Source organism: Staphylococcus sp. GDB9P120P (assembly GCF_017893435.1).
GTDB lineage: Bacteria > Bacillota > Bacilli > Staphylococcales > Staphylococcaceae > Staphylococcus > Staphylococcus cohnii.
This window is the reverse complement of sequence record NZ_JAESNB010000011.1, coordinates 44,704-69,950: the sequence shown is the minus strand read 5'-3', so window position 1 is coordinate 69,950 and position 25,247 is coordinate 44,704. Positions and strand designations below refer to the sequence as shown.

Genomic DNA, 25,247 nt, shown 5'->3' with positions numbered 1-25,247 from the left:
TGTAAGCACTTTCATTTTTGTCATTGAGCTAAATATTTCAAAAAAATAAAAATAAATCTACTCTATTTATAAATTACATTGTATAATAATTCATGTAACACAATTTAATATTCTGGGGATAAGGGAGTTGAAGTATTATGTTTATTCTAGGTACATCTTTAGCTAATCAAGTTCACGTTACTTGGCAAACGTATATTATGATTATCATTTATTTTATCATTTTATTAGTTATTGGCTATTATGGTTACAAACAATCAACAGGTAATTTAAGTGAATTTATGCTGGGAGGTAGAAGTATTGGCCCTTACGTAACTGCCTTATCAGCAGGTGCATCCGATATGAGTGGATGGATGATTATGGGTCTCCCTGGATCTGTGTATAGCACTGGTTTATCAGCAATGTGGATTACAATCGGTTTATCACTCGGCGCTTATATTAACTATTTTGTAGTTGCACCTCGACTCCGCATTTATACTGAAATTGCAGGAGACGCTATCACCCTGCCAGACTTTTTTAAAAATCGACTCAATGACCGTAAAAATTACATAAAAATAATTTCAGGTCTAATTATTGTTGTGTTTTTCACTTTATATACACATTCTGGGTTTGTATCTGGTGGAAAATTATTTGAAAGTGCTTTTGGTTTAAACTATCATTGGGGACTTATCATAGTTGCAGCAATAGTAATTTTTTATACGTTCTTTGGTGGGTATTTAGCTGTATCCATTACGGATTTCTTCCAAGGTGTAATTATGTTAATCGCAATGGTAATGGTTCCTATTGTAGCACTTATAAAACTCAACGGTTTGGATACTTTTAGCGAAGTAGCAGCTATGAAACCTACCAATATGGATTTGTTTAAAGGGACAACGTTTTTAGGTATTATTTCATTATTTGCCTGGGGATTGGGGTATTTTGGTCAACCACATATTATTGTTCGGTTTATGTCCATTAAAACACATAAACTTTTACCAAAAGCAAGACGTTTAGGTATTAGCTGGATGGTTATTGGTCTCTTAGGCGCAGTTGCTGTAGGCCTAACAGGTATCGCATTTATACCTCAATACCACATTAAAATGGAAGATCCAGAGACACTCTTTATCATTATGAGCCAAATTTTATTCCACCCTCTTGTAGGCGGTTTCTTGTTGGCAGCTATCTTGGCAGCTATTATGAGCACAATTTCATCTCAGTTATTAGTGACTTCTAGTTCATTAACTGAAGATTTTTATAAACTTATTCGTGGTGAAGCGAAAGCAAAAACTCACGAAAAAGAGTTTGTAATGATTGGACGACTATCTGTTTTACTAGTTGCAATTATTGCAATTTGGATTGCATGGTCACCAAATGATACAATTTTAAACCTTGTCGGTAATGCTTGGGCAGGATTTGGCGCAGCGTTCAGCCCGTTAGTGATTTTCTCACTATACTGGAAAGGGTTGTCTCACGCTGGCGCGCTGAGTGGTATGATTACAGGAGCTTTAGTCGTTATTGTGTGGATTGCTTGGGTTAAACCGCTAGCATCAGTAAATGAAATATTTGGTATGTATGAAATAATACCTGGTTTTCTAGCAAGTGTGATAGTTACTTATCTAGTAAGTAAAATTACTAAAAAACCTGGTGAATTTGTAGAGCACGATTTAAATAAAGTTAAAGAAATGGTTAAAGAATAATCGAATCGCAACGCTCTCACTATAAATTGATACTAAAAAGCCACTCTTGTAACACATAACGTGATTACATAGAGTGGCTTTTATCGAGAAAACGTATACTAATTATTGTTTTTATAAATATGAACTTGTGGATCTTTGTCATCTTCAGTTTTACTGATTAAAGCTTTTGCTTTGTTACCATCTTTTATGCGAATTTCATATTCGTCAATATCATCAAAGTATTTCTCTGCTTGTTCAGTGATGTATTGTGTGATACCAATTGTTTCTGCTTCACCATAATAATCAATCGGTACATCAACTGTTAATTGTTTTGCTTTTTTATTATCGAATTTAACTGTACCCACTGCTTGAGTAAAGTTGTTAAAATACGTCTGTAAATTATCATTAAATTGCTTAAAATTATTATTTAAATTTTCATCAATTTCCCCTGCTTCATCAGAAGGTAACAATGCTGTAGTTTGATTTATATCTTTCCATTCATTAATACGCGTCTTGCCGTCTTCAACTGTCGTACCAGCAATAAATTCACCTGGAACAATTGAATTTTCACCAGTTTGTTTATAAATTGCAAAGTGTATTGGTATGTCTTTCAAATCTTTATTTTCTCTGACTCTCGACAAAATTTCTCCTGCCATTTGCTTACCTTGTTTTTTAATTTCTTTGTCATCTAATTTTTTACTATAGGTTTCGCCATCTTTTTCTTTTTGATAGTAATATGTACTATTCATAGCTAGTCCGATAGTCATACCTTTAATTTCCTTACCTTTAGTATCACCACTAGCATAAAAATCTTGTTCTAAAATATTTGAAAGATACGCAGGTGATTCTTCAGCAATTTTTTCTGGATCTGTTTCTCCATTATGAGATGGATTTAGACCTAAATTCTCATTCGCTTTCTTTTCTTTTCGTTCATCTTCATCCATCTCATCTACTTCAGATTTAGTATATTTTGGATCTAAATAAGCATTAATCGTATCTTTATCTAAGTACTGACCATCTTGATATAAATAATCGTCAGTTGGAAAAACTTGTTTACTCAATTCTAAGAGGCCGTTTTCGAAATCTTCCCCATTATAACTATTTGCCATGTTATCTTGTAATAAACCACGTGCTTGGCTTTCTTTAAATGGTAAAATCGTTCTATAATTATTACCTTGAACATGTTTATCAGTAGCGATTTCTTTTACTGAACCGGATTTTTCTTGCTGTTTATTGTCATCAGGTTGTTCTTTACTTTTTTCATTATCATCATTTCCACATGCTGATAATAGAAAAATTGCTGAGATGAATAGTATAATCGTTCTTTTCATGCATTATCTCCTCTATCCCTCTATTTCTTTTTGTTTCTGGACAAAGTCATCCTCCGTCCAAACTTCTGTGCCAAATTTTTCGGCTTTTGTAAGTTTTGAACCAGCGTCTTCTCCAGCAATTACTAGATCTGTCTTTTTAGTAACACTATTTGTAACTTTAGCACCTTGCAATTCTAACCATTTTGAAGCTTCATTTCTTGTCATTTGATATAACTTACCAGTTAATACAATGGTCTTATTAATAAATTCTGGATGACCTTCTAACTCAGTTGTTTTGACACCTTTGTAAGTCATATTAACATGTTTTTCCTTTAATTTATTAATAAGTGCACGGATATCTTCATTTTCTAAATAAGTGACTAATGATTGTGCTAATTTTTGACCAACATCATAAATTTCAATTAATGATTCTTCAGTAACATCAAATAAATGATCCATCGTTCCATATTTTTCAGCAATGACTTGGCTCGCTTTGACCCCTAGGTGTCTGATTCCTAAACCAAATAGTAAATGTTCCAATGAGTTTGTTTTAGAATGTTCAATCGCATTTAATAGATTGTTGACTTTCTTCTCACCCATTCTCTCTAATGGTAGCAAATCGTCTTTAGTTAAGTAAAATATATCAGCAACATCTTTTATTTTTTCATTTTCATAAAGTTGTTGAATAATTTTAGTACCTAAACCATCTATATTCATTGCTTGTCGTGATACAAAATGAATCATACCTTCAACGAGTTGTGCTTGGCATTTTGGATTGATGCATCTTAATGCTACTTCCCCTTCTATTCTAACTAGTTCATGATCACAACTAGGACAATGTGTTGGCATGTGATAAACTTCAGCATTTTCCGGTCGACGATCTAAAACGCTTTTTATAACTTCTGGTATGATATCGCCAGCCTTTTTAATTACTACACTATCGCCAATTCGGATATCCTTTTCATGAATTAAATCTTCATTATGTAAAGAAGCTCTAGAAACTGTCGTTCCCGCTACTTTTACTGGCTCAAGTATGGCCGTAGGTGTAACGACGCCTGTTCTACCAATACTAAGTTCAATATCTAATAAATCTGTCATGACTTCTTCAGCAGGGAACTTATATGCAATTGCCCAACGCGGAGATTTTTGTGTATAGCCAAGCTCATCTTGTTGATCTAAATCATTCACTTTAATAACAATGCCATCAATATCATATGGCAACTGTTCCCGCGCTTCCGTCCATTTTTCAATATAGTCGAATACTTCTTCTATAGTTTGAGCACGTTCTCGTTCTTTATTTGTTTTAAAACCTAATTTATCTAATTCATCTAAAGCTTCACTTTGTGTATGAGCATTAAATTGTGTAAAGTCATTCACACTATATAGGAAAACACTTAGTTTTCTCTTTGCTGCAAGTTTGGAATCTAATTGGCGCAGTGAACCAGCAGCTGCATTTCTTGGATTAGCAAATGGTTGTTCGTCATTTTGTGCTTTGGCTTCGTTTAAATCAAAGAATGATTTTCTAGGCATATATGCTTCACCGCGAACTTCAAATGTTCTGGCTTCATTAATCTTTAATGGTATCGCATGTATCGTTCTTAAGTTTTCGGTAATATCTTCGCCTGTAGTACCATCACCACGTGTCAAACCTTGTACGAACCTACCATTTTCGTACTTGAGAGACACAGCCAAACCATCTATTTTCAACTCGCACATATATTCAACTTGATCAATTTGCTCACGTATACGTTGATCAAATTTTCTTAAATCTTCTTCATTAAAAGCATTTCCTAAACTCAGCATCGGTGTATCATGATTTACCTTTTCAAACGTTGATTGAGCTGAGCCACCTACCCTTACTGTAGGTGAATCAACTGTTTGATACTCTGGATAGTTTGCCTCAATATCTATCAATTCGTGCAAAAGTTTATCATATTCACTATCTGGTACTGAAGGATTATCTTGTACATAATATTCATAGCTATATTGATTTAGCAATTGATGTAATGCATCGACACGCGATTGTAAGTCAGCCACGCTTTATTCCCCTTTCTTTTCAATAGGTGCAAATTGAGCAAGCAAACGTTTAGGTCCTTCAGATTTAAAGATAATATCTAGTTCAACTGAACCATTTTTTTCATTAACATTGCTCACCATGCCTTCACCCCATGATTTATGAATAACTTTGTCACCAACATGCCAATCCGTTGATTGTTGTGCTTTTTCAGAAGAAGTAACACGTTTACTATAACCTCTTTTTTCAGGTTGTTTGGTTGCAGATTTAAATCGATTTCCTTGTGCCGTAGCTCGTGCTTTATTTTCGTTTTCTAATAAATCTTCAGGTATTTCTTTCAAGAACCTTGAAGCCATATTGGACTGTGGTCTTCCAAAAAGCATTCTTGAAGTTGCATGCGTTAAATATAACGTTTCTTCAGCACGTGTAATCGCAACATAACAAATTCTTCTTTCTTCTTGCATTTCATGATCATCATCACTTTTTATTGCTCTTATATGTGGGAATAATGATTCTTCCATCCCCATTATAAATACAATAGGAAACTCTAGTCCTTTTGCTGAGTGCATTGTCATCAACGTTATACCATCATCTATTTGCGCTTCATCTATATCTGCAACTAAAGATAAGTCTGTCAAAAAGTTGATTAATGACTGTTCTTCTAATGGGGTATTCTCTTCGTAATCTTTAGGCACTGACATAAATTCATCTATATTTTCTAATCTACTTCTTGATTCTAATGTTTGTTCTCGTTCCAACATCTCACGATAACCTGATTTAACTAATACCTCTTCAACAATTTCAGTAATCTCTAAAAATTCCTGTTGTTTAATTAAGTTCTGTATCATGTCATAAAAAGTAATACATGCTTGCGTAACTTTTTTAGATAAGCCTATAAAATCCACTTCTGCTAGCGCGTCAAACATACTTATATCGTTTTGAGCAGCATAGGCCTGAATTTTATCTACTGTCGAAGGTCCAACACCGCGTTTTGGCACATTTATTACACGGCGTAAACTTATATCATCATTACTATTGGCTATTATTCTCAAATAACTAAGTAGGTCTTTAATTTCTTTTCGGTCATAGAATTTTTGACCACCGACCATTGTGTAAGGCATATTAGATTTCATAAATGTCTCTTCTAACACACGAGATTGTGCATTAGTACGATACAAGATAGCCATATCTTTGAATTTTTTTCCGTTGCGTTGTTGTTTCATAATTTCTTTGACTACATATTCAGCTTCATCTCGCTCGGTAGTAGCTTCGTAGTAGTGAATTTTATCTCCGGATGTATTACCTGTCCATAATCCTTTAGGTTTACGCTCTGAATTATTTTTGATTACTTCATTAGCTGCATTTAATATATTTTTAGTTGAACGATAATTTTGTTCTAAAAATATCGTTTTAGCTTCAGGATAATCTTCTTCAAAGGAAAGTATGTTCTGAATATCAGCGCCACGCCAACCATAAATAGATTGATCAGAATCTCCAACTACGCATAAGTTTTTAAATTTAGACGCTAAAAGATTAACTAATGTATATTGTGCTTTGTTTGTGTCTTGGTACTCGTCGACGTGTATGTATTGGAATTTATTTTGATAAAATTCTAAAACATCTGGCACACGTTCAAATAATCGAATTGTAACCATGATTAAATCATCAAAATCCAATGCTTCGTTTCTTGATAACTGTCTTTGATATCCTTTATATACTGTAGCAATCATTTGCTCATGATAAGTGTCAGCTTCTTTTTGAGCATCTTCTGGCGTTTTCAATTCGTTTTTTAAATTACTTATAGCACCTATAAACATTCTCGGTTCGAACTTTTTACTATCTATATTTTCATTCTTCAATACATCTTTGATAACTGATTTTTGATCGGTTGGGTCAATAATAGTAAAATTACGTTCAATGCCAATTCTATCTGCATCTCTTCTCAGTATTCTTACACACATTGAGTGGAACGTTGACATCCATATAACTTGAGCTGGTTCACCGACTAAAGCTTCCACACGTGCTTTCATTTCTTTTGCTGCCTTGTTTGTAAAAGTAATCGCTAGAATGTTGTATGGAGATACGTCTTTTTCATCAAGCAAGTAAGCTATACGATGAGTTAAAACACGTGTTTTGCCTGAACCTGCACCCGCCATAATAAGTAATGGCCCTTCTGTAGTGCGTACTGCTAAGCTTTGTTCATCATTCATCTTATTTACTAATGCATTCATTTATGTGACTCCTTTATCTTAACTGTTTTTAATGCGCTTTTAATATCTTTATAAACGATATCACCAACGATAATCGTATCAGCAATCGAAGCCATTTCTTCAGCTTCTTCTTGATTACTAATGCCACCACCATAAAATAGTTGTGTATCACTTAACATATTTGCAGCTGTCTTAACCTTTTCAACATCTCCATATGTACCACTATATTCAAGGTACATGACTGGTAATTTATACATTTCATTAACCATTTGAGCATATGCTTCAATATCTTCATCTGTTAAATTTGTTTCAGCTTGTGTAACTTGTGCTACTTTGCTTTCAGGATTCATGACAACATATCCTTCAAAAACAACCTCTTCAAAATCAATGACGTGTCCAAAAGATTTCAATGCTTCTAAAAGTATGCCGTTATGATATTTTACATTTGTACTATTCAATACAGTCGGTACGAAATAAAAGTCAAATCCAGGCATAACACTTTCTATATTGGAAATTTCAAAAACTAGAGGTAAAGGATATCTCCTCACCCTACTCATCAATTGAATAACATTATCTTCAGTAACATCATCTGTTCCACCGATCATAATTGCATCGGTTTGAGACATACATATTGCATCTAAATCTTCATCAGAAATAGACTTGGCAGGATCTAATTTGAAAATATGTTTCCACTTTTTAATGTCATACATGATATGTTACTCCTTTTTTTAGCATACTTTTGATTATATCATTTTTAACCACTGAGTTCTAAAACGATATAGGATTTTATAATGTATTTTAACATGACAAATAAATCATAAGTTAATCATGTTTCTCGCTAAATATATTCAAAAAATTTAAAGCCTTATTTCTATTTTATCAATACACTTTAAATTAACAACAAAAAAACTGTCAGCAAAGAAGGTTTCTTTGCTAACAGCTTTTCAAATGAAATCATTAAAATTACACTTCGCTATAGTATATAGAATTGTTAATTAATCGGTCGTTTCAATATTCATGCGGTCTAGAATCATTGTGTAAGCATCATTTCCCCATTGTAAAGATCTTTTAACACGAGAAATTGTTGCAGTTGAAGCACCGGACTCTTGTTCAATCGTCGCATAAGTATAACCTTGCTTAATCATTTTTGCGACTTGCAATCGTTGAGATAACGACTGGATTTCATTAACTGTACATAAATCGTCAAAGAATTGGTAACATTCTTCTCTGTTTTCTAATGTAAGAATTGCATCAAATAATTCATCTAATGCTTTTCCTCTTAATTTTTCTATTTGCATTAAAAACAACCCCTGTACTTTCATTTTAATCTTAATTCAACGTGCTAATACATTAAAGTGTAACGATTTCATCAGTAAATTTCAATTATTCTAATCCTGCACGGCTAAAAATCGTATCAACTTGGTTTAAATGATGTTTTGGATTAAAGCATTCGTCTAATTCTTCAGTGCTTAATAAATCTGTAATAGTTGTATCTTGTTCAATTAACGTTCTAAACGGTGTTTTTGTTTCCCAAGATGTCATCGCTTTTGGCTGTACTTTATCGTATGCCGCTTCGCGTGCTAAACCTTTATTTATCAGCGCTAGTAATACGCGTTGTGAATAAATAAGACCAAATGTTTTATCGATATTTGCTAACATATTATCTTCAAATACAGTAAGTCTTTCTACAATATTTGTAAATCTGTTTAATCCGTAATCTAAAGCTATCGTTACATCTGGTAGCATGATTCTTTCTGCAGATGAATGCGAAATATCTCTCTCATGCCATAAAGCTACATTTTCATATGCTGTCGTAATATATCCTCTGATAACACGCGCAATACCAGTGATATTTTCTGAACCAATTGGATTACGTTTATGTGGCATTGCTGACGAACCTTTTTGACCTTTAGCAAAAGCTTCTTCTACTTCTCTTGTTTCAGTTTTTTGTAAATTACGTATTTCCACTGCAAATTTTTCCATAGAAGTGCTAATCAACGCTAAGGTAGCTATATAATATGCATGACGATCACGTTGTAATGTCTGAGTAGAAACAGCTGCTGCATCCAAACCTAAATTTTCACAAACATGCGCTTCAATTTCGGGTGGGATGTTCGCAAAGGTACCTACTGCACCACTCATTTTACCGACTTCTATTTCTTTTCTCACACGTTTAAAACGCTCTAAATTACGTTTCATTTCTGTATACCATAATGCCATCTTAACACCAAATGTTGTAGGTTCCGCATGTACACCGTGTGTGCGCCCCATCATTAAAGTATACTTATAATTTTTAGCTTTTTGGGCTAAAACATCAATAAATCTTTCTAAATCTTTTTCAATAATATCGTTTGCTTGTTTAATAACATAACTTAATGCAGTGTCAACTACATCAGTTGATGTTAAACCGTAGTGAACCCATTTACGCTCTTCACCTAATGTCTCTGATACTTGTCTTGTAAATGCAACGACATCGTGTCGTGTTTCTTCTTCAATTTCTTTTGCTCGGTTAACATCAACCTTTGCATTCTGGCGAATTTTCAATACATCTTCAGCAGGTATATCACCTAATTTACTCCAAGCTTCACATGCCAGTATTTCTACTTCTAACCAAGCTTCATAGCGATTTTGATCCGTCCAAATATTAGACATTTCTTCTCTAGAATAACGTTCTATCATTGAAATAAGCTCCTATCTTGCGTAAGTTTTAGTCCACAAACTCCAAAAACATGTACATTCATTCAAAAAATACGGTTAAAGTTCGTGTTTAATCTTGTCATTATTAGTTTAACAGAATTGACCATAAATGTATAAGTCTTTTCTATCTTCTTACAGAAATTTTAACACGTTTTATCAAAAGGCGTGCAGAAAAACCTTATTCTACTCAAAAAATTTATCAATCTATATCAAAATGGAACAACATGATTAAAAAAATCGTTGACCTGAGATTTTTTATCTCTGTCAACGATTACACTTATATATCTAGCACTAATTCATATCTGATTTCTTAGCTATTTTGGAACAATTATTCTATTAATTTACCAACAAATTGAATTTCTTGTCTATATACTTCGTATTCACCATCTTTATTTTCTTTATAAATCGGCTTTTCAAAGCGTTTAATAGGCATATATCCAGCATCTCGCATACGTTGCAAACAATCTTGTACCGTTTCGTTTTCTTCTACTTTAAACTTTTGCTGCTTTTTCATATACTTTCCACTTTATCTGGATCATATTGTTTAAGTTTCTTACTGCGCACACCTTTAACCCAAAAACCACCGTGAATTGTTCTTGGTTCGTATGCAATGATAAACGCTTTTTCATCAATTTGCTTAATTGTTTCTATTAATTTTAATTCAAAGCGTCTTGGTGTTAATATTTGTAAAATTAACCTCGTACCATCTCTACCATAAGCAGTATTATGCGTAACGCCATAACCTAAATCTCTTAATTGCTTTGGTAAATCTAATTCATATTCAGATGAAGTAACATTCACAACTGTATAGCCAAGTGCTAATTTCTCTTCAATTTTCATGCCTACAATAATACCGATTGAAAATCCAAAAGCATATGCAAAGACATTTTGAATTTGGTCTAAACTAGACATCACCATTCCCAAACCAATTACATATACTAAAACCTCTAAGAAACTTACAACTGCTGCAACATAACGATAACCCTTGAGTGTTAATATCGTTCTCATTGTCAAACAAGTTACGTAAGCAACATTAATAATAAAAATAGCTAAAACCATTAACCATGGATTAGATGTGATTACTGACATGTTCATTTTCCTTTCTTTCTCATTAAATCCAAATTATTTTATCAGTAACTTATTATTTTGTCACTAAAATCATTCGAAATCTGTTTGATTCTTTGGCCATGTATATCTTGTGTAAGCTAATTCTCTTTTATGTGCATTTTTAATATAATGATTTTCTATTATAGCTTTTGCTTCTTTTGGCACTTGTTTACCTTCTAAATAATCATCTATTTGAGCATAACTAACACCAAGTGCTTCTTCGTCTGGTAGCTGTGGTTTATCTTCTTCTAAGTCAGCCGTTGGTATTTTTTCATATAAATGTGCTGGTGCATCTAAATACGCTAAGATTTGTCGTCCTTGACGTTTATCCAGACCAAATAACGGGGCAATATCCGCTGCACCATCACCATATTTTGTAAAAAATCCTGTTAAGTTTTCCGCTGAGTGATCGGTTCCCACTACGATACCTTGCTTATTTGATGCAATCGAAAATTGTACTTTCATACGCTCACGTGCTTTTTCATTCCCTTTTTGGAAATCAGTCAGCGTAATTCCAGCTTCTTTTAACGATTGTACACTTTGATCTACAGCAGGTTTAATGTTAACCGTAATTGTTCGATCTGGTTGTATAAACTTCAAAGCATCTTCAACTTCATCTGCATCTTTTTGTTCGCCATATGGTAGTTTAACCGCAATAAATTGACAATCAATATCCTTTTCCTTTAATTCATTTACTGCAATTTGACACAGCTTACCAGCTAAAGTCGAATCTTGTCCTCCTGAAATGCCTAAAACCAAGGATTTGATAAATGAATGAGATTGGATGTAATTTTTTATAAATTGAACAATATTACGTGTTTCTAATTTGCTATCAATGTTGGGTTTGACTTTCATTTCTCTAACGATAATATCTTGAATTTCATTCATTTTCTTCTTCCATCTCCTTCACATGTTCTGCCACTTCAAATATACGTTTGTGTTTATTTTCCCAACATTCTGTACTTAAATCAACCGGATACTCTTGTGGATTAAGGTGACGTTTGTTTTCATCCCATAAATATGAAAGACTTTCCGTCAAATAGTTTTGTGCTTCCTTTTCGCTCGGTAAATCATAAACGAGTTCACCAGCTTTAAAAATATCATGATGTAATGGTTTAGCTATAAAAGACTTTATAAATTTCATCTTATACGTATGAACAGGATGGAATAATTTAAGTGGCGACTCATCATAAGGATCTTCATGCGCTAACGTTATGTAGTCACCCTCAGCTTTGTTGGTTTTCTTATTAATAATGCGATACACATTTTTCTTACCTGGTGTTGTTACTTTTTCTGCATTGTTAGATAACTTTATTCGGTCTACATAATTCCCTGAAGCATCTTCAACTGCCACAAGTTTATATACAGCACCTAAGGCTGGCTGGTCGTAACCAGTAATTAATTTAGTACCAACTCCCCATGAATCGACCTTTGCACCTTGCGATTTCAAACTTGTAATTGTTTGCTCATCTAAGTCATTTGATGCAATAATTTTAGTCTTAGTGAACCCAGCCTCATCTAACATGCGACGTGCTTCTTTTGATAAATAAGCAATATCACCAGAATCTAAACGTATACCAATAAAGTTAATTTCATCACCAAGTTCTTTAGCCACTTTAATCGCTGTTGGCACACCAGATTTCAAGGTATGAAAAGTATCAACTAAGAACACGCAATCTTTATGACGTTCTGCATATTTTTTAAATGCAATATATTCATCACCATATGTTTGAACCATTGCATGCGCATGTGTCCCTGATACTGGTATACCAAAAAGTTTTCCTGCACGCACATTACTAGTTGAATCAAATCCACCAATATATGCTGCTCTTGCACCCCACAAAGCAGCATCCGCTTCTTGTGCACGTCTTGTTCCAAATTCCATTAATGTGTCATTGGGCGCTACTTGTTTTATTCTACTTGCTTTCGTAGTAATTAACGTGTGAAAATTCACGATATTTAACAACATCGTTTCAATTAATTGCGCTTGGATGAGTGGTGCTTCAACTCTTAATAAAGGTTCATTACCAAAGCATAATTCTCCTTCTTGCATAGAACGAATATTACCAGTAAATTTCATATCTTTTAAATATTCCAAAAAGTCTTCTTGATAACCAATAGATTTTAAATATTTAATATCCGATTCTGAAAAATGAAAGTTATTAATATAAGCTATAACTCTTTTTAATCCATTAAACACTGCATAACCACTGTTGAAGGGCATATTTCTAAAATATAAATCAAATACAGCGTATCTCTCATGAATACCATCATTCCAATAACTCTCCGCCATATTTATTTGATATAAATCATTATGTAATACTAAAGTATCATCCTCAAATTGGTACACCGCTATCTCTCCTATCGGCTTTTTCATTAGTTTAACACAAAAAATTAAACGTTTATATCTGAAACAAATTTATCTATATTACTTCAATTATAACTCAGCACATTATTAAATATAATTTTGTTATTTATTAATTATTTAGTTAGTAGTAAATTCAAAATAGTAGCGACAAAATCATGACAATTACACAGTTAAGCATTAAAAATAGAAAAAATGCCGTATAATATGTGCGAGGTGTTTTATATGTTAAATGAAGCTAAATCATTTATTCAAACAATGTATAAAGAATTAAATTATAATGAAAATATTATATTAAAACGACTAAATCAGATAGAAACACAAATCAACTTAACAGGTACGTATGAACATACTAATGAAGAACTTGTATATGGTGCTAAGATGGCATGGAGAAATTCAAATCGTTGTATAGGTCGTGCATTCTGGGATGCTTTAACTGTCAAAGATGCAAGACATATTCAGTCAGAACACGAATTTATAGACGCAATAGAAAATCATATTCAATTTGCAACAAATGATGGAAAAATCAAACCATGTATCACTATTTTTGCCGCTCAAAACCCACCAAAAATATTTAATAATCAACTCATCAGATATGCTGGATATGAAGATGTTGGCGACCCTGCTGAAATAAAAATCACTCAATTAGCAGAACATTTAGGGTGGACAAGCAATCATACTGATTTTGATATTTTACCTTTAATTTATAAAATTCCTGGGGAAACATTAAAATTTCATAATTATCAACCTGAATTAATTAAGGAAGTACCCATTACACATGACCGTTTTCCAAAATTAGCAAAGCTTGGATTAAAATGGTATGCCGTACCAATTATATCTAGCATGGACTTGAAAATTGGTGGAATCACATATCCAACCGCACCATTCAATGGTTGGTATATGGTAAATGAAATTGCTGTGCGTAATTTTACGGATTCATATCGCTATAATTTACTAGAAACCGTTGCAGAAGCTTTTGAATTTGATACACTAAAGAATAATTCTTTTAATAAAGATAGAACATTAGTTGAATTGAATTATGCAGTATATCATTCATTTAAAAATGAGGGCGTGTCAATGGTTGATCATTTAACCGCGTCAAAACAATTTGAAAGATTTGAAAAAAATGAACGCAAGAATGGAAGAGATGTAACTGGTAAATGGTCTTGGTTAGCACCCTCTTTATCTCCAACGCTAGTATCTAATTACCATCATGGATATAAAAACGAGATGAGAGAACCAAATTTCTATTATAAAAAGCAATCATCTGCTTCTGGGTGTCCTTTCCATTAATTTTTAAAATTAACACATATATTTAAGGGGTAACGTCAAATGAAATTATATTATTTAGGTCCAAAAGGAACATTTTCATATTTAGCGGCAAAACAATATCAATCAGAGTCTGAGTTTGACTATATATCTAAATCTAATTTGTATGAAGTAGTTACTGCTGTCTCAGAAGATGATCAAAGCATTGCTGTTGTGCCTATCGAAAATTCAATAGAAGGTACAATCAATATTGTTGCCGATGCCTTAACTCAACAGAACATTTATGCTCAGGGAGAAATTCATTTAGATATACAATTTGCTTTATATGGCCCTGAAAATGCTACAGTAAATGATATATCAAAAGTTTATTCAATAAGCCCAGCAATTAGTCAAACGAGTAAATATATACAACAGCATAACTTCACATATGATTATGTAGATAGCACAATACAAAGTTTAGAAAAAATAACTAACCAAGTTGGCGCAATCGCACCTTTAGGTAGCGGGGAAACTTATGGTTTCCAACCTATAGAACAAAACATTCAAGATTTCCCTCACAATGTTACTCGTTTTTTAGTCGTAAGTAACCAGCCGCAACATTTGGACAATGCAAGCGATACAATGTTACTCATCACACCGCAATTTGATAAACCAGGTTTACTAGCAAGTATTCTAAATACCTTTGTACTTTTTAACATCAACTTATCTTGGATTGAGTCTAGACCTTTAAAAACACAATTAGGTATGTATCACTTTTTCGTCCAAGCAGACACTGGATTGACGGAAGAATTATCTAAAGTCATTAAAATCTTGAACACTTTAGATTTTCAAGTTACAGTCATTGGGTCTTTCAATAAGTTAAATCACGATTAATTAATAAAGTAAAACTTACTGAAATTCCAACTCGAAAACTTATCATCTTATATATTTCAATAATAGAGCCTGAGACATTTTATATGCCTCAGGCTCTATGACGCTTTTAGTTATTTTAATGGTAAAGGCTTGGTAACATCTATACCTAATACTGGTGGTACTAAGAAATAAACCACTAACACAATGACAATAATACTCAACAAATTGACCCAAAATCCAACTGATGCCATTTTTTTAATACTAATTTTTCCAGTACCAAATACAATAGCATTTGGCGGTGTACCAACCGGTAACATATAAGCACAATTGGCAGCCATAGCAGCCGGCACCATAAGTAGTAGTGGATGTACATTAACTGCAACAGAAAGTGTAGCAAGAATAGGTAAAATCATAGTCGCAGTAGCTGTATTCGAAGTTATTTCTGTTAAGAATAACACAAATATTGTAATGACAAGGACGATAATTAATGGACTGACACCTTCGATTAACTTTAATTGTTCCCCTAGCCATGTGGCTAAACCGCTCTCTGAAATACCTTTAGCAAGTGCTAAACCTCCACCAAACAAAATGAGCACGCCCCATGGCAAGTCCTTGGCAACATTCCAATCAATAATACGTGTATGTTGCGCTTTATTTTTAGCAGGAATTAAGAATAATAATACAGCTATAAACATTGCAATCGTACCGTCGGCAACTTCTGAGGTGAACGACCAATTTTTCAATAAGAATTCTCTACTAATCCATAATAAACTTGCCAATATAAAAATTACTTGTACTACTTTTTCTTCATATTTCATCTTGCCTAATTCATCTAATTTTTTTCTAATTAAATTTTGACCGCCTGGCAGTTCCTTCATATCATGTTTAAATGCAACATAACGCAAATATAACCATACTAAAATCAATAGCACAATGACCGTTGGCACGCCAACAACCATCCATTTGGCAAAGCTGATTTCTTCACCAAATGCTGATTGATATTGCCCTTTTAGAATAATAAGTGGTGGCGTTCCAATCAAAGTTCCTAATCCACCAATTGTTCCTGCATATCCGATAGCTAATACTAATGATTGTTCAAATTTATTGATGCTTGTAGCATTCATTTCTTCCCCTTTTAAATCATTTGCTTCTTTAATAATTGCTAAACCTATCGGTATCATAATCATCACAGCTGCAGTGTTCGAAACAAACATAGATAAAAACCCTGTCGCAATCATAAAACCTAATAAAATTTTTCCAGTACTTGTACCTAAAATACTGATAATTGTTAATGCTACACGTGTATGTAAATTCCATCTTTCCATAGCTATAGCTAGTATGAAGCCACCTAAAAATAGGAAGATAATATCATTACCATACTGAGCAGATACTTCTTCCGGGCTAAGTACATGACCAATAGGCAATAAAATTAATGGTAATAAACTAGTTGCTGCAATTGGTATTGCTTCAGTAATCCACCAAATAGCTATCCAAATTGTAATTGCTAACACAAAAACACCTTTATAAGATAAATTTTCAGGTTGAAAAGTTAACAATGTCAAAATAAATAATAGTGGCCCTAAAATCAATCCTGTCAGCTGTCCTGCATTATAAGATTTATTTTTTTCAGAAAAAAATGTTAAATAATGTGAACGTCTAAATTCCCCTTTGTTCATGTTATTCATAATGTTCCCCCCGATTTTAGTTGTTTTCTGAATTTTCTTACATTATTACTCTTTAAGATAATATAATTTCAATTAAATTACAATATGTTTTATATTGTGTTTTAATTCAGAACTACTAAAATAAAGAATCATTATTTTATGTTTATTTTTTTAATGTTTATATTTTTTTCATCTGATAGATACAAATTTTCTATATCTTTTAAATAAAGTCTTTGATGTTTATTATCAAAATAATTCTGTGCAATAAATATATTCTTGTGTTTTACGTTATGGTAACTTTGCACTCGAATTGCATCTTTAGACATATGACCAATAAAATGATTCTGGTAAATATATAAATTACTTCCAGATTGAGTTGTTCTTACCTTACCGGTAAGGTCTTGCGCATTTTTACCATCTTTCACTGCTAAAAACCGAATACCGCCCCCACAATTTTTGAATATATTATCGTGAATAAAAGTATCTTTTGATTTTAAAGGTGTCAGTGCATATTGATTTATTCCTTCAAACGTATTAAAACGAATATGTATGTTTTCATAAAATTGATTAAATCTACTCGCGTGAGATCCTATCGCTCTATTCCACGCGCCCATTGTAGGTGTTTTCGAATTTCCAAAATAACAATTTTCAATCACTACATTTTTAGTTATCGTACCATCCGTTGCACCGAATTTTGGAAATGCGCCTTTTACTTGTATATCAATTTGTACCGCTTCTGAAAACAATCTTTCCCCTTTGTCATCTTTAAATCCTAAAAATTGGCAGCCATTGATATATAATCCATTGATGCCACATGCATCTATGGCATGACCTCCAACAACATCTTTAAATGTTACGTCTAAAATTTGAATATTTTGAGCATGACCCATGCACATTGCTGTATTGTTATACGGATAGTCATAACCATTCATATCCAGTGTGCCACCAGCAATACAGATTGCACCATTACCTTCGTATCCATAATAAGATTTCAACCATCTACCGTTTTTTAATAAAGTATCTTTACCTACTCTTTTTAATACTGCTTCATCATCCAATATCAAAGTAGTTGAGTCATATATTACCAACGGCCTATGAATATGATACTCTCCGTTAGGAATATAAATTGTTGTGTTTTTGTGATTTCTAGCATATTTCAATGCTTTTTGAATCGCACGTGTATCTGCCCATTTATGCTTACCTTTTAATCCAAAGTGCATTGCGTTAATGATCATTAGCAACTCTTCCTCCTTACTTAATACTTTATAATAAACTAATATTTAGTTTTTAAACGCTTTAAATGCTCCTTTAATGATTTATGTACTTAGTATATAATAACTATAATCTTAATTTTGGGAGTGTTACATTAGATGAAAAATAGTGCGCTTATTATTGTTGACTATTCAAATGATTTTGTTGCTGATAATGGCAAATTAACTTGTGGCCTTCTTGGGCAACAAATTGAAAATTATATTGTTGAAAGAATTGAAGTATATAATAAAAAACAGGCTAATATCTTTTTTCTTATGGATTTACATTATGAAGAAAATAGTTATCATCCAGAAAACAAACTTTTCCCACCTCATAATATAATAGACACCACTGGAAGAGAACTCTACGGTAAAGTAAATGATATTTATCAAAATATCTTATTTAATGATCATGTTCATTATTTAGATAAAACGCGTTATGATTCATTTTGTGGTACGCCTTTAGACATTATGTTACGCGAACGCAACATTACGCATTTAGAAATTGTCGGGGTATGTACAGACATTTGCGTGCTTCACACTGCTATCACTGCCTACAATTTGGGATATGCTATTTCAATTTCCCATAAGGGTGTTGCTTCATTTAATCCAACAGGACATCAATGGGCATTAGATCATTTTAAAAATTCATTAGGTGCTGAAGTAGAATAACAATAGAAAATCATGATAAAATAAAATTAAATATAAAATTAAGGAGAATTAAAACATGGCAAAAACTTATATTTTCGGTCATAAAAATCCAGATACAGATGCAATTTCATCAGCTATTATTATGGCAGACTTTGAACAACAAACAGGAAATACAGACGCAACACCTTATCGTTTAGGTGAAGTAGGACCTGAAACTCAATATGCATTAGATCATTTTAATGTGGAAACACCAGAATTACTTAGCGATGATTTAAATAATCAAAATGTTATTTTAGTTGACCATAATGAATTCCAACAAAGTGCTGATACGATTGACAAGTCATCAATTCAACATGTCGTTGATCATCATAGAATTTCAAACTTTGAAACTGCAGCACCATTGTATTATCGTGCAGAGCCAGTAGGTTGTACTGCAACAATCTTATACAAAATGTACAAAGAACGCGGATTTGAAATCAAACCTGAAATTGCTGGTTTAATGATTTCTGCTATCATTTCAGATAGCCTACTATTTAAATCACCAACTTGTACACAACAAGATATTGACGCTGCTGAAGCTTTAAAATCAATTGCAGACATTGACTTAGAATCCTATGGTCTAGAAATGTTAAAAGCAGGTGCGTCTACAACTGATAAAACTGCATCTGAACTGTTAAATATGGATGCGAAATCATTTAATATGGGTGACTATATTACACGTATTGGCCAAGTTAATACTGTAGATATTGATGAAGTATTCCAACGTCAAGAAGAGTTAGAAAAAGAAATGTTAGAAGTAAGTACAAATGAAAAATATGATTTATTTGTATTGCTTGTAACTGATATCATCAACAGTGACTCTAAGATTTTAGTCGTTGGTGCCGAAAAAGATAAAGTAGGCAATGCATTCAATGTTCGACTAGACAACAACACTGCATTTTTACCAGGTGTTGTATCTCGTAAAAAACAAGTGGTACCACAAATTACAGAAGCTTTAAGTTAATTTCATACTTTATCAATATATAACGTTGTAATAGTAAAAACTTAAATAGTTTACTATATAGAAAAACTGGAACATAATAATAATTATGTTCCAGTTTTTTATCCATCATTTTAAACTATCTAAATCATCAATATACTAGGAGGAATAATATTTGAATTCAATAGAACAATCTTTCCACAATAGTAAACAATATTTTAATACTCATGAAACCAAATCACTTAAATTCAGAAAAAAGCAACTCAAGCAATTAAGTAAGAGTATTAAAAACTATGAAAGTGAATTACTTGAAGCTTTTCAAGAAGATTTAGGTAAAAATAAAGTAGAAGCCTATGCAACTGAGATTGGCTTTACATTAAAAAATATTAAATCAGCTCGTAAAGAACTTAAAAATTGGGCGAAAACCAAACAAGTAAACACACCATTATTTATGTTCCCTACTAAAAGCTACATTATGAAAGAACCTTATGGCACAGTACTCATTATTGGACCTTTTAACTATCCGTTCCAATTACTAATAGAACCATTGATTGGTGCAATTGCTGCGGGGAACACTGTGATACTAAAGCCTTCTGAGTTCACACCAAATGTATCTGGTGTCATACAACAAATTATTGCCGATGCATTTGATCCTGAATATATTAATATCATTCAAGGAAATGCTGATACAACTCAAACTTTACTTCAATTTCCTTTTGATTATATTTTCTTTACAGGTAGTGAACAGGTTGGACGCGTTGTTTATGGCGCAGCAAGTAAAAACTTAACACCAGTAACTTTAGAGCTTGGTGGAAAGTCACCTGCAATCATTGATGAGAGTGCAAATATTAAAGTTGCAAGTGAACGTATTTGTTTTGGTAAGTTTACAAATGCTGGGCAAACTTGTGTTGCACCGGATTACTTACTTGTAAACCGTAAAGTTAAAGATGAACTTATCAGTGCATTAAAAAAGACAATCACTGAATTTTATGGCACAAATATTCAAGATAGTCCAGACTATGGGCGAATTGTAAACCAAAAACATTATCATCGTTTAAACGAATTATTAAATATCCATTACCCTGAAATTACTTTCGGTGGTCAAACTGACATTAATGAAAATTTTATTGCACCTACGATTTTAGAAGGTACTACTTTCGATTCAAAAATTATGGAAAATGAAATTTTTGGCCCAATTTTACCTATTATAGCTTATGATGATTTTGACGAAGCAATTGATTTAATACGTACTAAACCTAAACCACTAAGTCTTTATTTATTTAGTGAAGATGAAAACAGTTCAGAGAGAATATTAAATGAATTATCATTTGGTGGCGGTGCAATCAATGATACCCTTATGCATTTAGCAAATCCTAACTTACCTTTTGGCGGTGTTGGTGCTTCCGGTATAGGAAAATATCATGGAAAATACTCATTTGATACTTTTAGCCATGATAAATCTTATATTTTCAAATCTACAAGGCTTGAATCAAGCCTATTGTTCCCTCCTTATAAAGGAAAATTTAAATATATTAAAGCATTTTTCAACAAATAGTATTTTGATATATTAAAGCCCGAAAACTTAATATAGTTTTCGGGCTTCTTATCGTTTGTTTTTATTTTAAGAACTGAACACAAACACCTTCTGGCGCATTTTGTGATTCATCTGATTTCTCTAATTTCCCAGTAACTTTATCTCGCTTAAATACAACTACTTCATAATTACCTTCTTGGTGAGCGCAAACTAAGAAATCATCTGATTCAGGAATATTAAAATCACGTGGAAATGCTCCGCCGCTCGCTACTATATCTACAAGTGAAATTGTTGATCCATTGTCTCCAACTTTAAATATAGCTATACTATCATGTCCTCTATTGCTGATATATAGGAATTTTTGATCATGAGATAATCTTACTGCAGCTAATTTTGTTGCACCTTCAAAATTTTCGGGTATTGTTGCATGGCGTTCAATTTCTGAGAACTCACCATTTTCATATGCCATAACACTTACAATATTTGATAATTCATGTACAACATAAGCAATTTTGCCATTTTCATGGAATGAAATATGTCGTGGCCCATCTCCGGGCTCAAAATCATATACAGCATATTCACTGTAGCCATTATCTCCAAATTCATATGTCACAATCTTGTCAGTCCCTAAATCCATGGCTACCACATATTTTTCATCTGGCGTTATACCAAGGTAATGGACATGAGGTTGCTCTTGTCTTTCTAATGGGCCTGTTGGATAGTCATGTGTTAACTCTTGGATTAAACGAATAACTTCACCAGTAGTCGGATTCGCTTCATAAATACGAGCCAGTCCTGCACCATAAACTGCCTCAAAGATATATTTTCCATCTGGTGAAACTGAAACATAACATCCGCTACCTTTTGTTGAAGCTAAACATTTATTAATAAGGCTAAGTTTGCTATCTTTTTCTATTTTAAAACTTGCGATACCGCAGTCTTCACCTTCACGTGTGACAGCATATAAAAATGAATGATGCTGATTCACGTATGTTGATGCTTCTAATTCATAACCCGTTTCTACCTCGACAACCGTTCCTGTTTGTTCATCTAATTCAAAACGGTAAATGCCCTTTCCCTCTTTTTTCGTATATGAACCGATATATCCTACTGTAGTCATGTAAACCCCTCCATATTATGATACTTTCATTTTAATAAATATTAATACTAAATGACAATATAATGGTTTTAGCGTTAATACGCCGTTTATAAATAATCCTATTGAAACTTGCATGACATAAATATATTTTACTTTTATTGAACTGACTTATCTTAATTAAACTTATCATTTTCTAACTTTCATTTTAATTATTATCTACTTTCTTTTATAAGATAACTGAGTTTTCAGACATTGGAATCAATGTTTTATTAAATATTGAAAAATAACTTGCAATAATACGAACAAGTGTTCTATTATTAAGTTGAGGTGATTGGATGCTTTCAAGTAAATATAATAATAAAGAAACAGATTACAGAAAAATACCTAGAGAAAAATTAAATCCTAATATTCCACAAGGGCGTGGTTTGGTTAAATGGGCGCCTTTTGCAACGTTACCCGAACAATTTGAGGCAGTACAACAACATATCATTGATCAAAATAAAATTGACCGTCCTATTTTATCAGACGATCAATTAAATGAACTCAATATTCAACTACATCAAGCACTACATGCGAATACACCAGTGAATATCGAATACTATAAGAATGGTTGGTTAGAATATATCACATTGGAAATTAAGAATATTGATATGCTTAATATGTATTTGGAAGGATATCCACTTGCTACTTCAAACACAATAAAATTATCGCTTTTTGATATCACAAACATAAATCTAAAGCACCAACCAAAGTCGAATTAAAAGTCAATTATTGGATACACTTAATTCTCAGTCTTTCGACTGCATAAGCCTCCGTATCATCTGCATTCTGCAGCACTCTCGTTTTAGGTTCGCAGTCTTTCGACTGCATAAGCCTCCGTACCATCTTCATTCTGCAGATGTACGGAGGCTAAAAAAAATAGAACACTTAAAAGTGTTCTATCAGTAATTAATTATTAGATTCGATGTCTGAAACGATTTCTTTTGTTTTATTTTCGATATCTTCAAAGTCTTTTTTGAAAATATAAGCAAATACAACAGCACCTATTCCTGCTGCTAACGATACAGTAAGAATTGTACCGAATACAAATTTAAATAAACCTTTAATAAAATTCCACATTCTGTTTCACCTCAATAATTTATTAACATGTCTAACATTTATGATAGCATACTTAAAGACATCAATAAATATATACCCTTTTTCAAATAAATTATTCTTAGCATTCATAATATAAAATTACATTATAAATATACTAAATAACTATTATATACTAAATAGTTTGAAAAGAATTGGAATATTAATAACCATTTGAAGTAAACATGATACTACTATAAAATAATTATTAGATATTAATTACCCCACCAAGTTGACAGAGCATCTCTTAATTGTCCATAGTAATTTAACATAATCATCACCTCATTCAACTAAATTAAGCTTTAGTTTTAAAAGTTAATTTTATGATAACTTCCACAGCACGGTAATACAATTAACATGACGTTACAATGAGATAACATTATTGTAAGGTTACACTTAACATAGGAGTTTTTTTATGCAAAAAGTACAATCAGATATTTTAACGCATCGAGGATCACATTTTGATTTAGGCATCAAAACTGCTCAATGGATGCAGCAAACGCCAATGCTAAAAAACAGAGAAAAAGAATGGAAAAAGCGTATGCCTAGATTTGATATAAACATTAAAGAAACATATGATGTTTTCCAAATGTACGCACCACAAATTTGGGAAGAAATAAAAGGTATGCAAGAAGTTTTAAACCTTCCTACCAAACAAATGATACTAAACTTCGGACATTATCGTTTTACACCATTAAAAAATAGCGGCTGTACTGTATTTTTAGGTAATGATTACATGGTACGCAACTACGATTATCATCCTGCCACTTATGATGGTCGATATTTATTATTTCAACCAAATGATGGTGGTTTAGCACAGATTGGCCCAACTTCACGCGTAACTGGAAGAATGGACGGAATGAACGAAGCCGGCCTTTCTATGGGCTACAATTTCATTCATCGTAAACATCCTGGTGATGGTTTTGTATGTTACATGATTGGCAGAATTATTTTGCAGTACTGTAAAACTGTGCCAGAAGCAATTCAATTGTTAAAAGAAATCCCACATAGAAGTTCGTTTAGTTACATTGTTATGGATAAAAACCTAGAACATGCAATCATTGAAGTTACACCTCGTTCGATTAATGTGCGTTATGACCAAACTTGTACGAATCACTTTAAATTATTAACACATGAAAATAGAAATTATACAGCAGAATCAGAAGCGCGTTTAGAACGGCTTATTAAGCATAAACCAAAGCACTTAAATAAAGCAGAGGCCTTCAAGCTGTTTAATAATCCACAATATAAAATTTACAGTAAATTATTTAAAAGTTGGTCAGGCACGATACATACAAGCATGTATGAACCACAAAGTTTAACTGCACATATTGCAATCGGCGAAAATAATCATCCGACCAAAATAAACTTTGCAGATTGGATTAATGGACAAGCTTTATCCACAGATACACTTTTTGGTCATTTAGATACCGAATTAACTTTTGCAACATATTGAACTA

Annotated in this window: 22 protein-coding genes; 8 read left to right on the top strand and 14 right to left on the bottom strand. The window is 32.6% G+C overall.

Annotated elements, in window-relative coordinates; translation table 11 throughout:
• The first annotated feature begins 137 nt into the window (after nucleotides 1-137).
• A complete protein-coding gene (gene putP, locus KA856_RS12640) occupies nucleotides 138-1,673 on the top strand; it encodes a sodium/proline symporter PutP (protein ID WP_064264250.1) in 1,536 nt (511 codons plus the stop codon).
• A gap of 98 nt (nucleotides 1,674-1,771) precedes the next feature.
• Here the strand turns inward: putP and KA856_RS12635 are convergent, their stop codons facing one another.
• The 10 genes from KA856_RS12635 to KA856_RS12590 form a co-directional block, all read right to left on the bottom strand.
• Nucleotides 1,772-2,983: a CamS family sex pheromone protein gene (locus tag KA856_RS12635; protein ID WP_064264248.1), complete on the bottom strand. Its 1,212-nt coding sequence runs from the start codon at nucleotides 2,981-2,983 to the stop codon at nucleotides 1,772-1,774.
• Nucleotides 2,984-2,995: 12 nt separating this feature from the next.
• A complete protein-coding gene (ligA, locus tag KA856_RS12630) occupies nucleotides 2,996-4,999 on the bottom strand; it encodes an NAD-dependent DNA ligase LigA (protein ID WP_064264246.1) in 2,004 nt (667 codons plus the stop codon).
• Nucleotides 5,000-5,002: 3 nt separating this feature from the next.
• Entirely contained in the window at nucleotides 5,003-7,207 is a 2,205-nt protein-coding gene (pcrA, locus tag KA856_RS12625; protein ID WP_107384519.1) for a DNA helicase PcrA, read from the bottom strand.
• Nucleotides 7,204-7,896, bottom strand: a complete 693-nt coding sequence (pcrB, locus tag KA856_RS12620; protein ID WP_064264242.1) for a heptaprenylglyceryl phosphate synthase — start codon at nucleotides 7,894-7,896, stop codon at nucleotides 7,204-7,206. The genes pcrA and pcrB overlap by 4 nt, the downstream gene beginning before the upstream one ends.
• A gap of 285 nt (nucleotides 7,897-8,181) precedes the next feature.
• Complete coding sequence (locus KA856_RS12615) at nucleotides 8,182-8,484, bottom strand: YerC/YecD family TrpR-related protein (protein WP_019469593.1); 303 nt, start codon at nucleotides 8,482-8,484, stop codon at nucleotides 8,182-8,184.
• 85 nt (nucleotides 8,485-8,569) lie between these two features.
• Entirely contained in the window at nucleotides 8,570-9,865 is a 1,296-nt protein-coding gene (gene purB, locus KA856_RS12610) for an adenylosuccinate lyase (RefSeq protein WP_064264238.1), read from the bottom strand.
• Nucleotides 9,866-10,211: 346 nt separating this feature from the next.
• Nucleotides 10,212-10,397: an NETI motif-containing protein gene (locus tag KA856_RS12605; RefSeq protein WP_064264236.1), complete on the bottom strand. Its 186-nt coding sequence runs from the start codon at nucleotides 10,395-10,397 to the stop codon at nucleotides 10,212-10,214.
• Nucleotides 10,394-10,972: a DUF2179 domain-containing protein gene (locus KA856_RS12600; RefSeq protein ID WP_019469590.1), complete on the bottom strand. Its 579-nt coding sequence runs from the start codon at nucleotides 10,970-10,972 to the stop codon at nucleotides 10,394-10,396. The genes KA856_RS12605 and KA856_RS12600 overlap by 4 nt, the downstream gene beginning before the upstream one ends.
• 69 nt (nucleotides 10,973-11,041) lie before the next feature.
• Entirely contained in the window at nucleotides 11,042-11,878 is an 837-nt protein-coding gene (nadE, locus tag KA856_RS12595; RefSeq protein ID WP_064264234.1) for an ammonia-dependent NAD(+) synthetase, read from the bottom strand.
• The gene (locus KA856_RS12590; RefSeq protein ID WP_107385058.1) at nucleotides 11,871-13,340 is read right to left on the bottom strand and encodes a nicotinate phosphoribosyltransferase; all 1,470 of its coding nucleotides are present in this window, start codon (nucleotides 13,338-13,340) and stop codon (nucleotides 11,871-11,873) included. Before KA856_RS12590 ends, nadE begins: the two co-directional genes overlap by 8 nt.
• Nucleotides 13,341-13,580: 240 nt before the next feature.
• On the opposite strand from KA856_RS12590, the gene KA856_RS12585 reads away from it, so the two are divergent.
• Nucleotides 13,581-14,648, top strand: coding sequence for a nitric oxide synthase oxygenase (locus KA856_RS12585; RefSeq protein ID WP_107385059.1), 1,068 nt, complete (start codon nucleotides 13,581-13,583; stop codon nucleotides 14,646-14,648).
• A gap of 39 nt (nucleotides 14,649-14,687) precedes the next feature.
• Nucleotides 14,688-15,497 (top strand): prephenate dehydratase, encoded by an 810-nt coding sequence (locus KA856_RS12580; protein WP_040029803.1) that lies wholly within the window; start codon nucleotides 14,688-14,690, stop codon nucleotides 15,495-15,497.
• Between the two features lie 110 nt (nucleotides 15,498-15,607).
• Here KA856_RS12580 and KA856_RS12575 read toward each other — a convergent pair whose 3' ends face one another.
• Both KA856_RS12575 and KA856_RS12570 read right to left on the bottom strand, forming a co-directional pair.
• Nucleotides 15,608-17,161, bottom strand: a complete 1,554-nt coding sequence (locus tag KA856_RS12575) for an SLC13 family permease (RefSeq protein ID WP_107385060.1) — start codon at nucleotides 17,159-17,161, stop codon at nucleotides 15,608-15,610.
• Nucleotides 17,162-17,292: 131 nt separating this feature from the next.
• A complete protein-coding gene (locus tag KA856_RS12570) occupies nucleotides 17,293-18,375 on the bottom strand; it encodes a glycosyl hydrolase family 28-related protein (protein ID WP_181187636.1) in 1,083 nt (360 codons plus the stop codon).
• A 135-nt stretch (nucleotides 18,376-18,510) separates the two neighbouring features.
• Here KA856_RS12570 and KA856_RS12565 point away from each other — a divergent pair, with 135 nt between their 5' ends.
• The 3 genes from KA856_RS12565 (at nucleotide 18,511) to KA856_RS12555 (ending at nucleotide 21,575) form a co-directional block, all read left to right on the top strand.
• Nucleotides 18,511-19,062: a cysteine hydrolase family protein gene (locus KA856_RS12565; protein WP_181187635.1), complete on the top strand. Its 552-nt coding sequence runs from the start codon at nucleotides 18,511-18,513 to the stop codon at nucleotides 19,060-19,062.
• 55 nt (nucleotides 19,063-19,117) lie between these two features.
• Entirely contained in the window at nucleotides 19,118-20,044 is a 927-nt protein-coding gene (locus KA856_RS12560) for a manganese-dependent inorganic pyrophosphatase (RefSeq protein ID WP_064264578.1), read from the top strand.
• A gap of 151 nt (nucleotides 20,045-20,195) precedes the next feature.
• Complete coding sequence (locus KA856_RS12555) at nucleotides 20,196-21,575, top strand: aldehyde dehydrogenase (RefSeq protein ID WP_107385056.1); 1,380 nt, start codon at nucleotides 20,196-20,198, stop codon at nucleotides 21,573-21,575.
• Nucleotides 21,576-21,636: 61 nt separating this feature from the next.
• Here the strand turns inward: KA856_RS12555 and pglS are convergent, their stop codons facing one another.
• Complete coding sequence (gene pglS, locus KA856_RS12550) at nucleotides 21,637-22,674, bottom strand: 6-phosphogluconolactonase (RefSeq protein ID WP_107385055.1); 1,038 nt, start codon at nucleotides 22,672-22,674, stop codon at nucleotides 21,637-21,639.
• A 314-nt stretch (nucleotides 22,675-22,988) separates the two neighbouring features.
• Here pglS and KA856_RS12545 point away from each other — a divergent pair, with 314 nt between their 5' ends.
• Entirely contained in the window at nucleotides 22,989-23,414 is a 426-nt protein-coding gene (locus tag KA856_RS12545) for a YolD-like family protein (protein WP_107385054.1), read from the top strand.
• A gap of 187 nt (nucleotides 23,415-23,601) precedes the next feature.
• On the opposite strand, the gene KA856_RS12540 is transcribed toward KA856_RS12545, so the two are convergent.
• The gene (locus KA856_RS12540; RefSeq protein WP_019469577.1) at nucleotides 23,602-23,772 is read right to left on the bottom strand and encodes a hypothetical protein; all 171 of its coding nucleotides are present in this window, start codon (nucleotides 23,770-23,772) and stop codon (nucleotides 23,602-23,604) included.
• A 430-nt stretch (nucleotides 23,773-24,202) separates the two neighbouring features.
• Between KA856_RS12540 and KA856_RS12535 the strand changes: the two genes are divergently transcribed.
• The gene (locus tag KA856_RS12535) at nucleotides 24,203-25,243 is read left to right on the top strand and encodes a C45 family autoproteolytic acyltransferase/hydrolase (protein WP_210138752.1); all 1,041 of its coding nucleotides are present in this window, start codon (nucleotides 24,203-24,205) and stop codon (nucleotides 25,241-25,243) included.
• Nucleotides 25,244-25,247: the final 4 nt, after the last annotated feature.

Coding starts and splice junctions, on each gene's coding strand:
- putP (WP_064264250.1), top strand. CDS start 138: ATGTTTATTCTAGGTACATCTTTAGCTAATCAAGTTCACGTTACTTGG.
- KA856_RS12635 (WP_064264248.1), bottom strand. CDS start 2,983: ATGAAAAGAACGATTATACTATTCATCTCAGCAATTTTTCTATTATCA.
- pcrA (WP_107384519.1), bottom strand. CDS start 7,207: ATGAATGCATTAGTAAATAAGATGAATGATGAACAAAGCTTAGCAGTA.
- pcrB (WP_064264242.1), bottom strand. CDS start 7,896: ATGTATGACATTAAAAAGTGGAAACATATTTTCAAATTAGATCCTGCC.
- KA856_RS12615 (WP_019469593.1), bottom strand. CDS start 8,484: ATGCAAATAGAAAAATTAAGAGGAAAAGCATTAGATGAATTATTTGAT.
- purB (WP_064264238.1), bottom strand. CDS start 9,865: ATGATAGAACGTTATTCTAGAGAAGAAATGTCTAATATTTGGACGGAT.
- KA856_RS12605 (WP_064264236.1), bottom strand. CDS start 10,397: ATGAAAAAGCAGCAAAAGTTTAAAGTAGAAGAAAACGAAACGGTACAA.
- KA856_RS12600 (WP_019469590.1), bottom strand. CDS start 10,972: ATGTCAGTAATCACATCTAATCCATGGTTAATGGTTTTAGCTATTTTT.
- nadE (WP_064264234.1), bottom strand. CDS start 11,878: ATGAATGAAATTCAAGATATTATCGTTAGAGAAATGAAAGTCAAACCC.
- KA856_RS12585 (WP_107385059.1), top strand. CDS start 13,581: ATGTTAAATGAAGCTAAATCATTTATTCAAACAATGTATAAAGAATTA.
- KA856_RS12580 (WP_040029803.1), top strand. CDS start 14,688: ATGAAATTATATTATTTAGGTCCAAAAGGAACATTTTCATATTTAGCG.
- KA856_RS12575 (WP_107385060.1), bottom strand. CDS start 17,161: ATGAATAACATGAACAAAGGGGAATTTAGACGTTCACATTATTTAACA.
- KA856_RS12570 (WP_181187636.1), bottom strand. CDS start 18,375: ATGATCATTAACGCAATGCACTTTGGATTAAAAGGTAAGCATAAATGG.
- KA856_RS12565 (WP_181187635.1), top strand. CDS start 18,511: ATGAAAAATAGTGCGCTTATTATTGTTGACTATTCAAATGATTTTGTT.
- KA856_RS12560 (WP_064264578.1), top strand. CDS start 19,118: ATGGCAAAAACTTATATTTTCGGTCATAAAAATCCAGATACAGATGCA.
- pglS (WP_107385055.1), bottom strand. CDS start 22,674: ATGACTACAGTAGGATATATCGGTTCATATACGAAAAAAGAGGGAAAG.
- KA856_RS12545 (WP_107385054.1), top strand. CDS start 22,989: ATGCTTTCAAGTAAATATAATAATAAAGAAACAGATTACAGAAAAATA.
- KA856_RS12540 (WP_019469577.1), bottom strand. CDS start 23,772: ATGTGGAATTTTATTAAAGGTTTATTTAAATTTGTATTCGGTACAATT.
- KA856_RS12535 (WP_210138752.1), top strand. CDS start 24,203: ATGCAAAAAGTACAATCAGATATTTTAACGCATCGAGGATCACATTTT.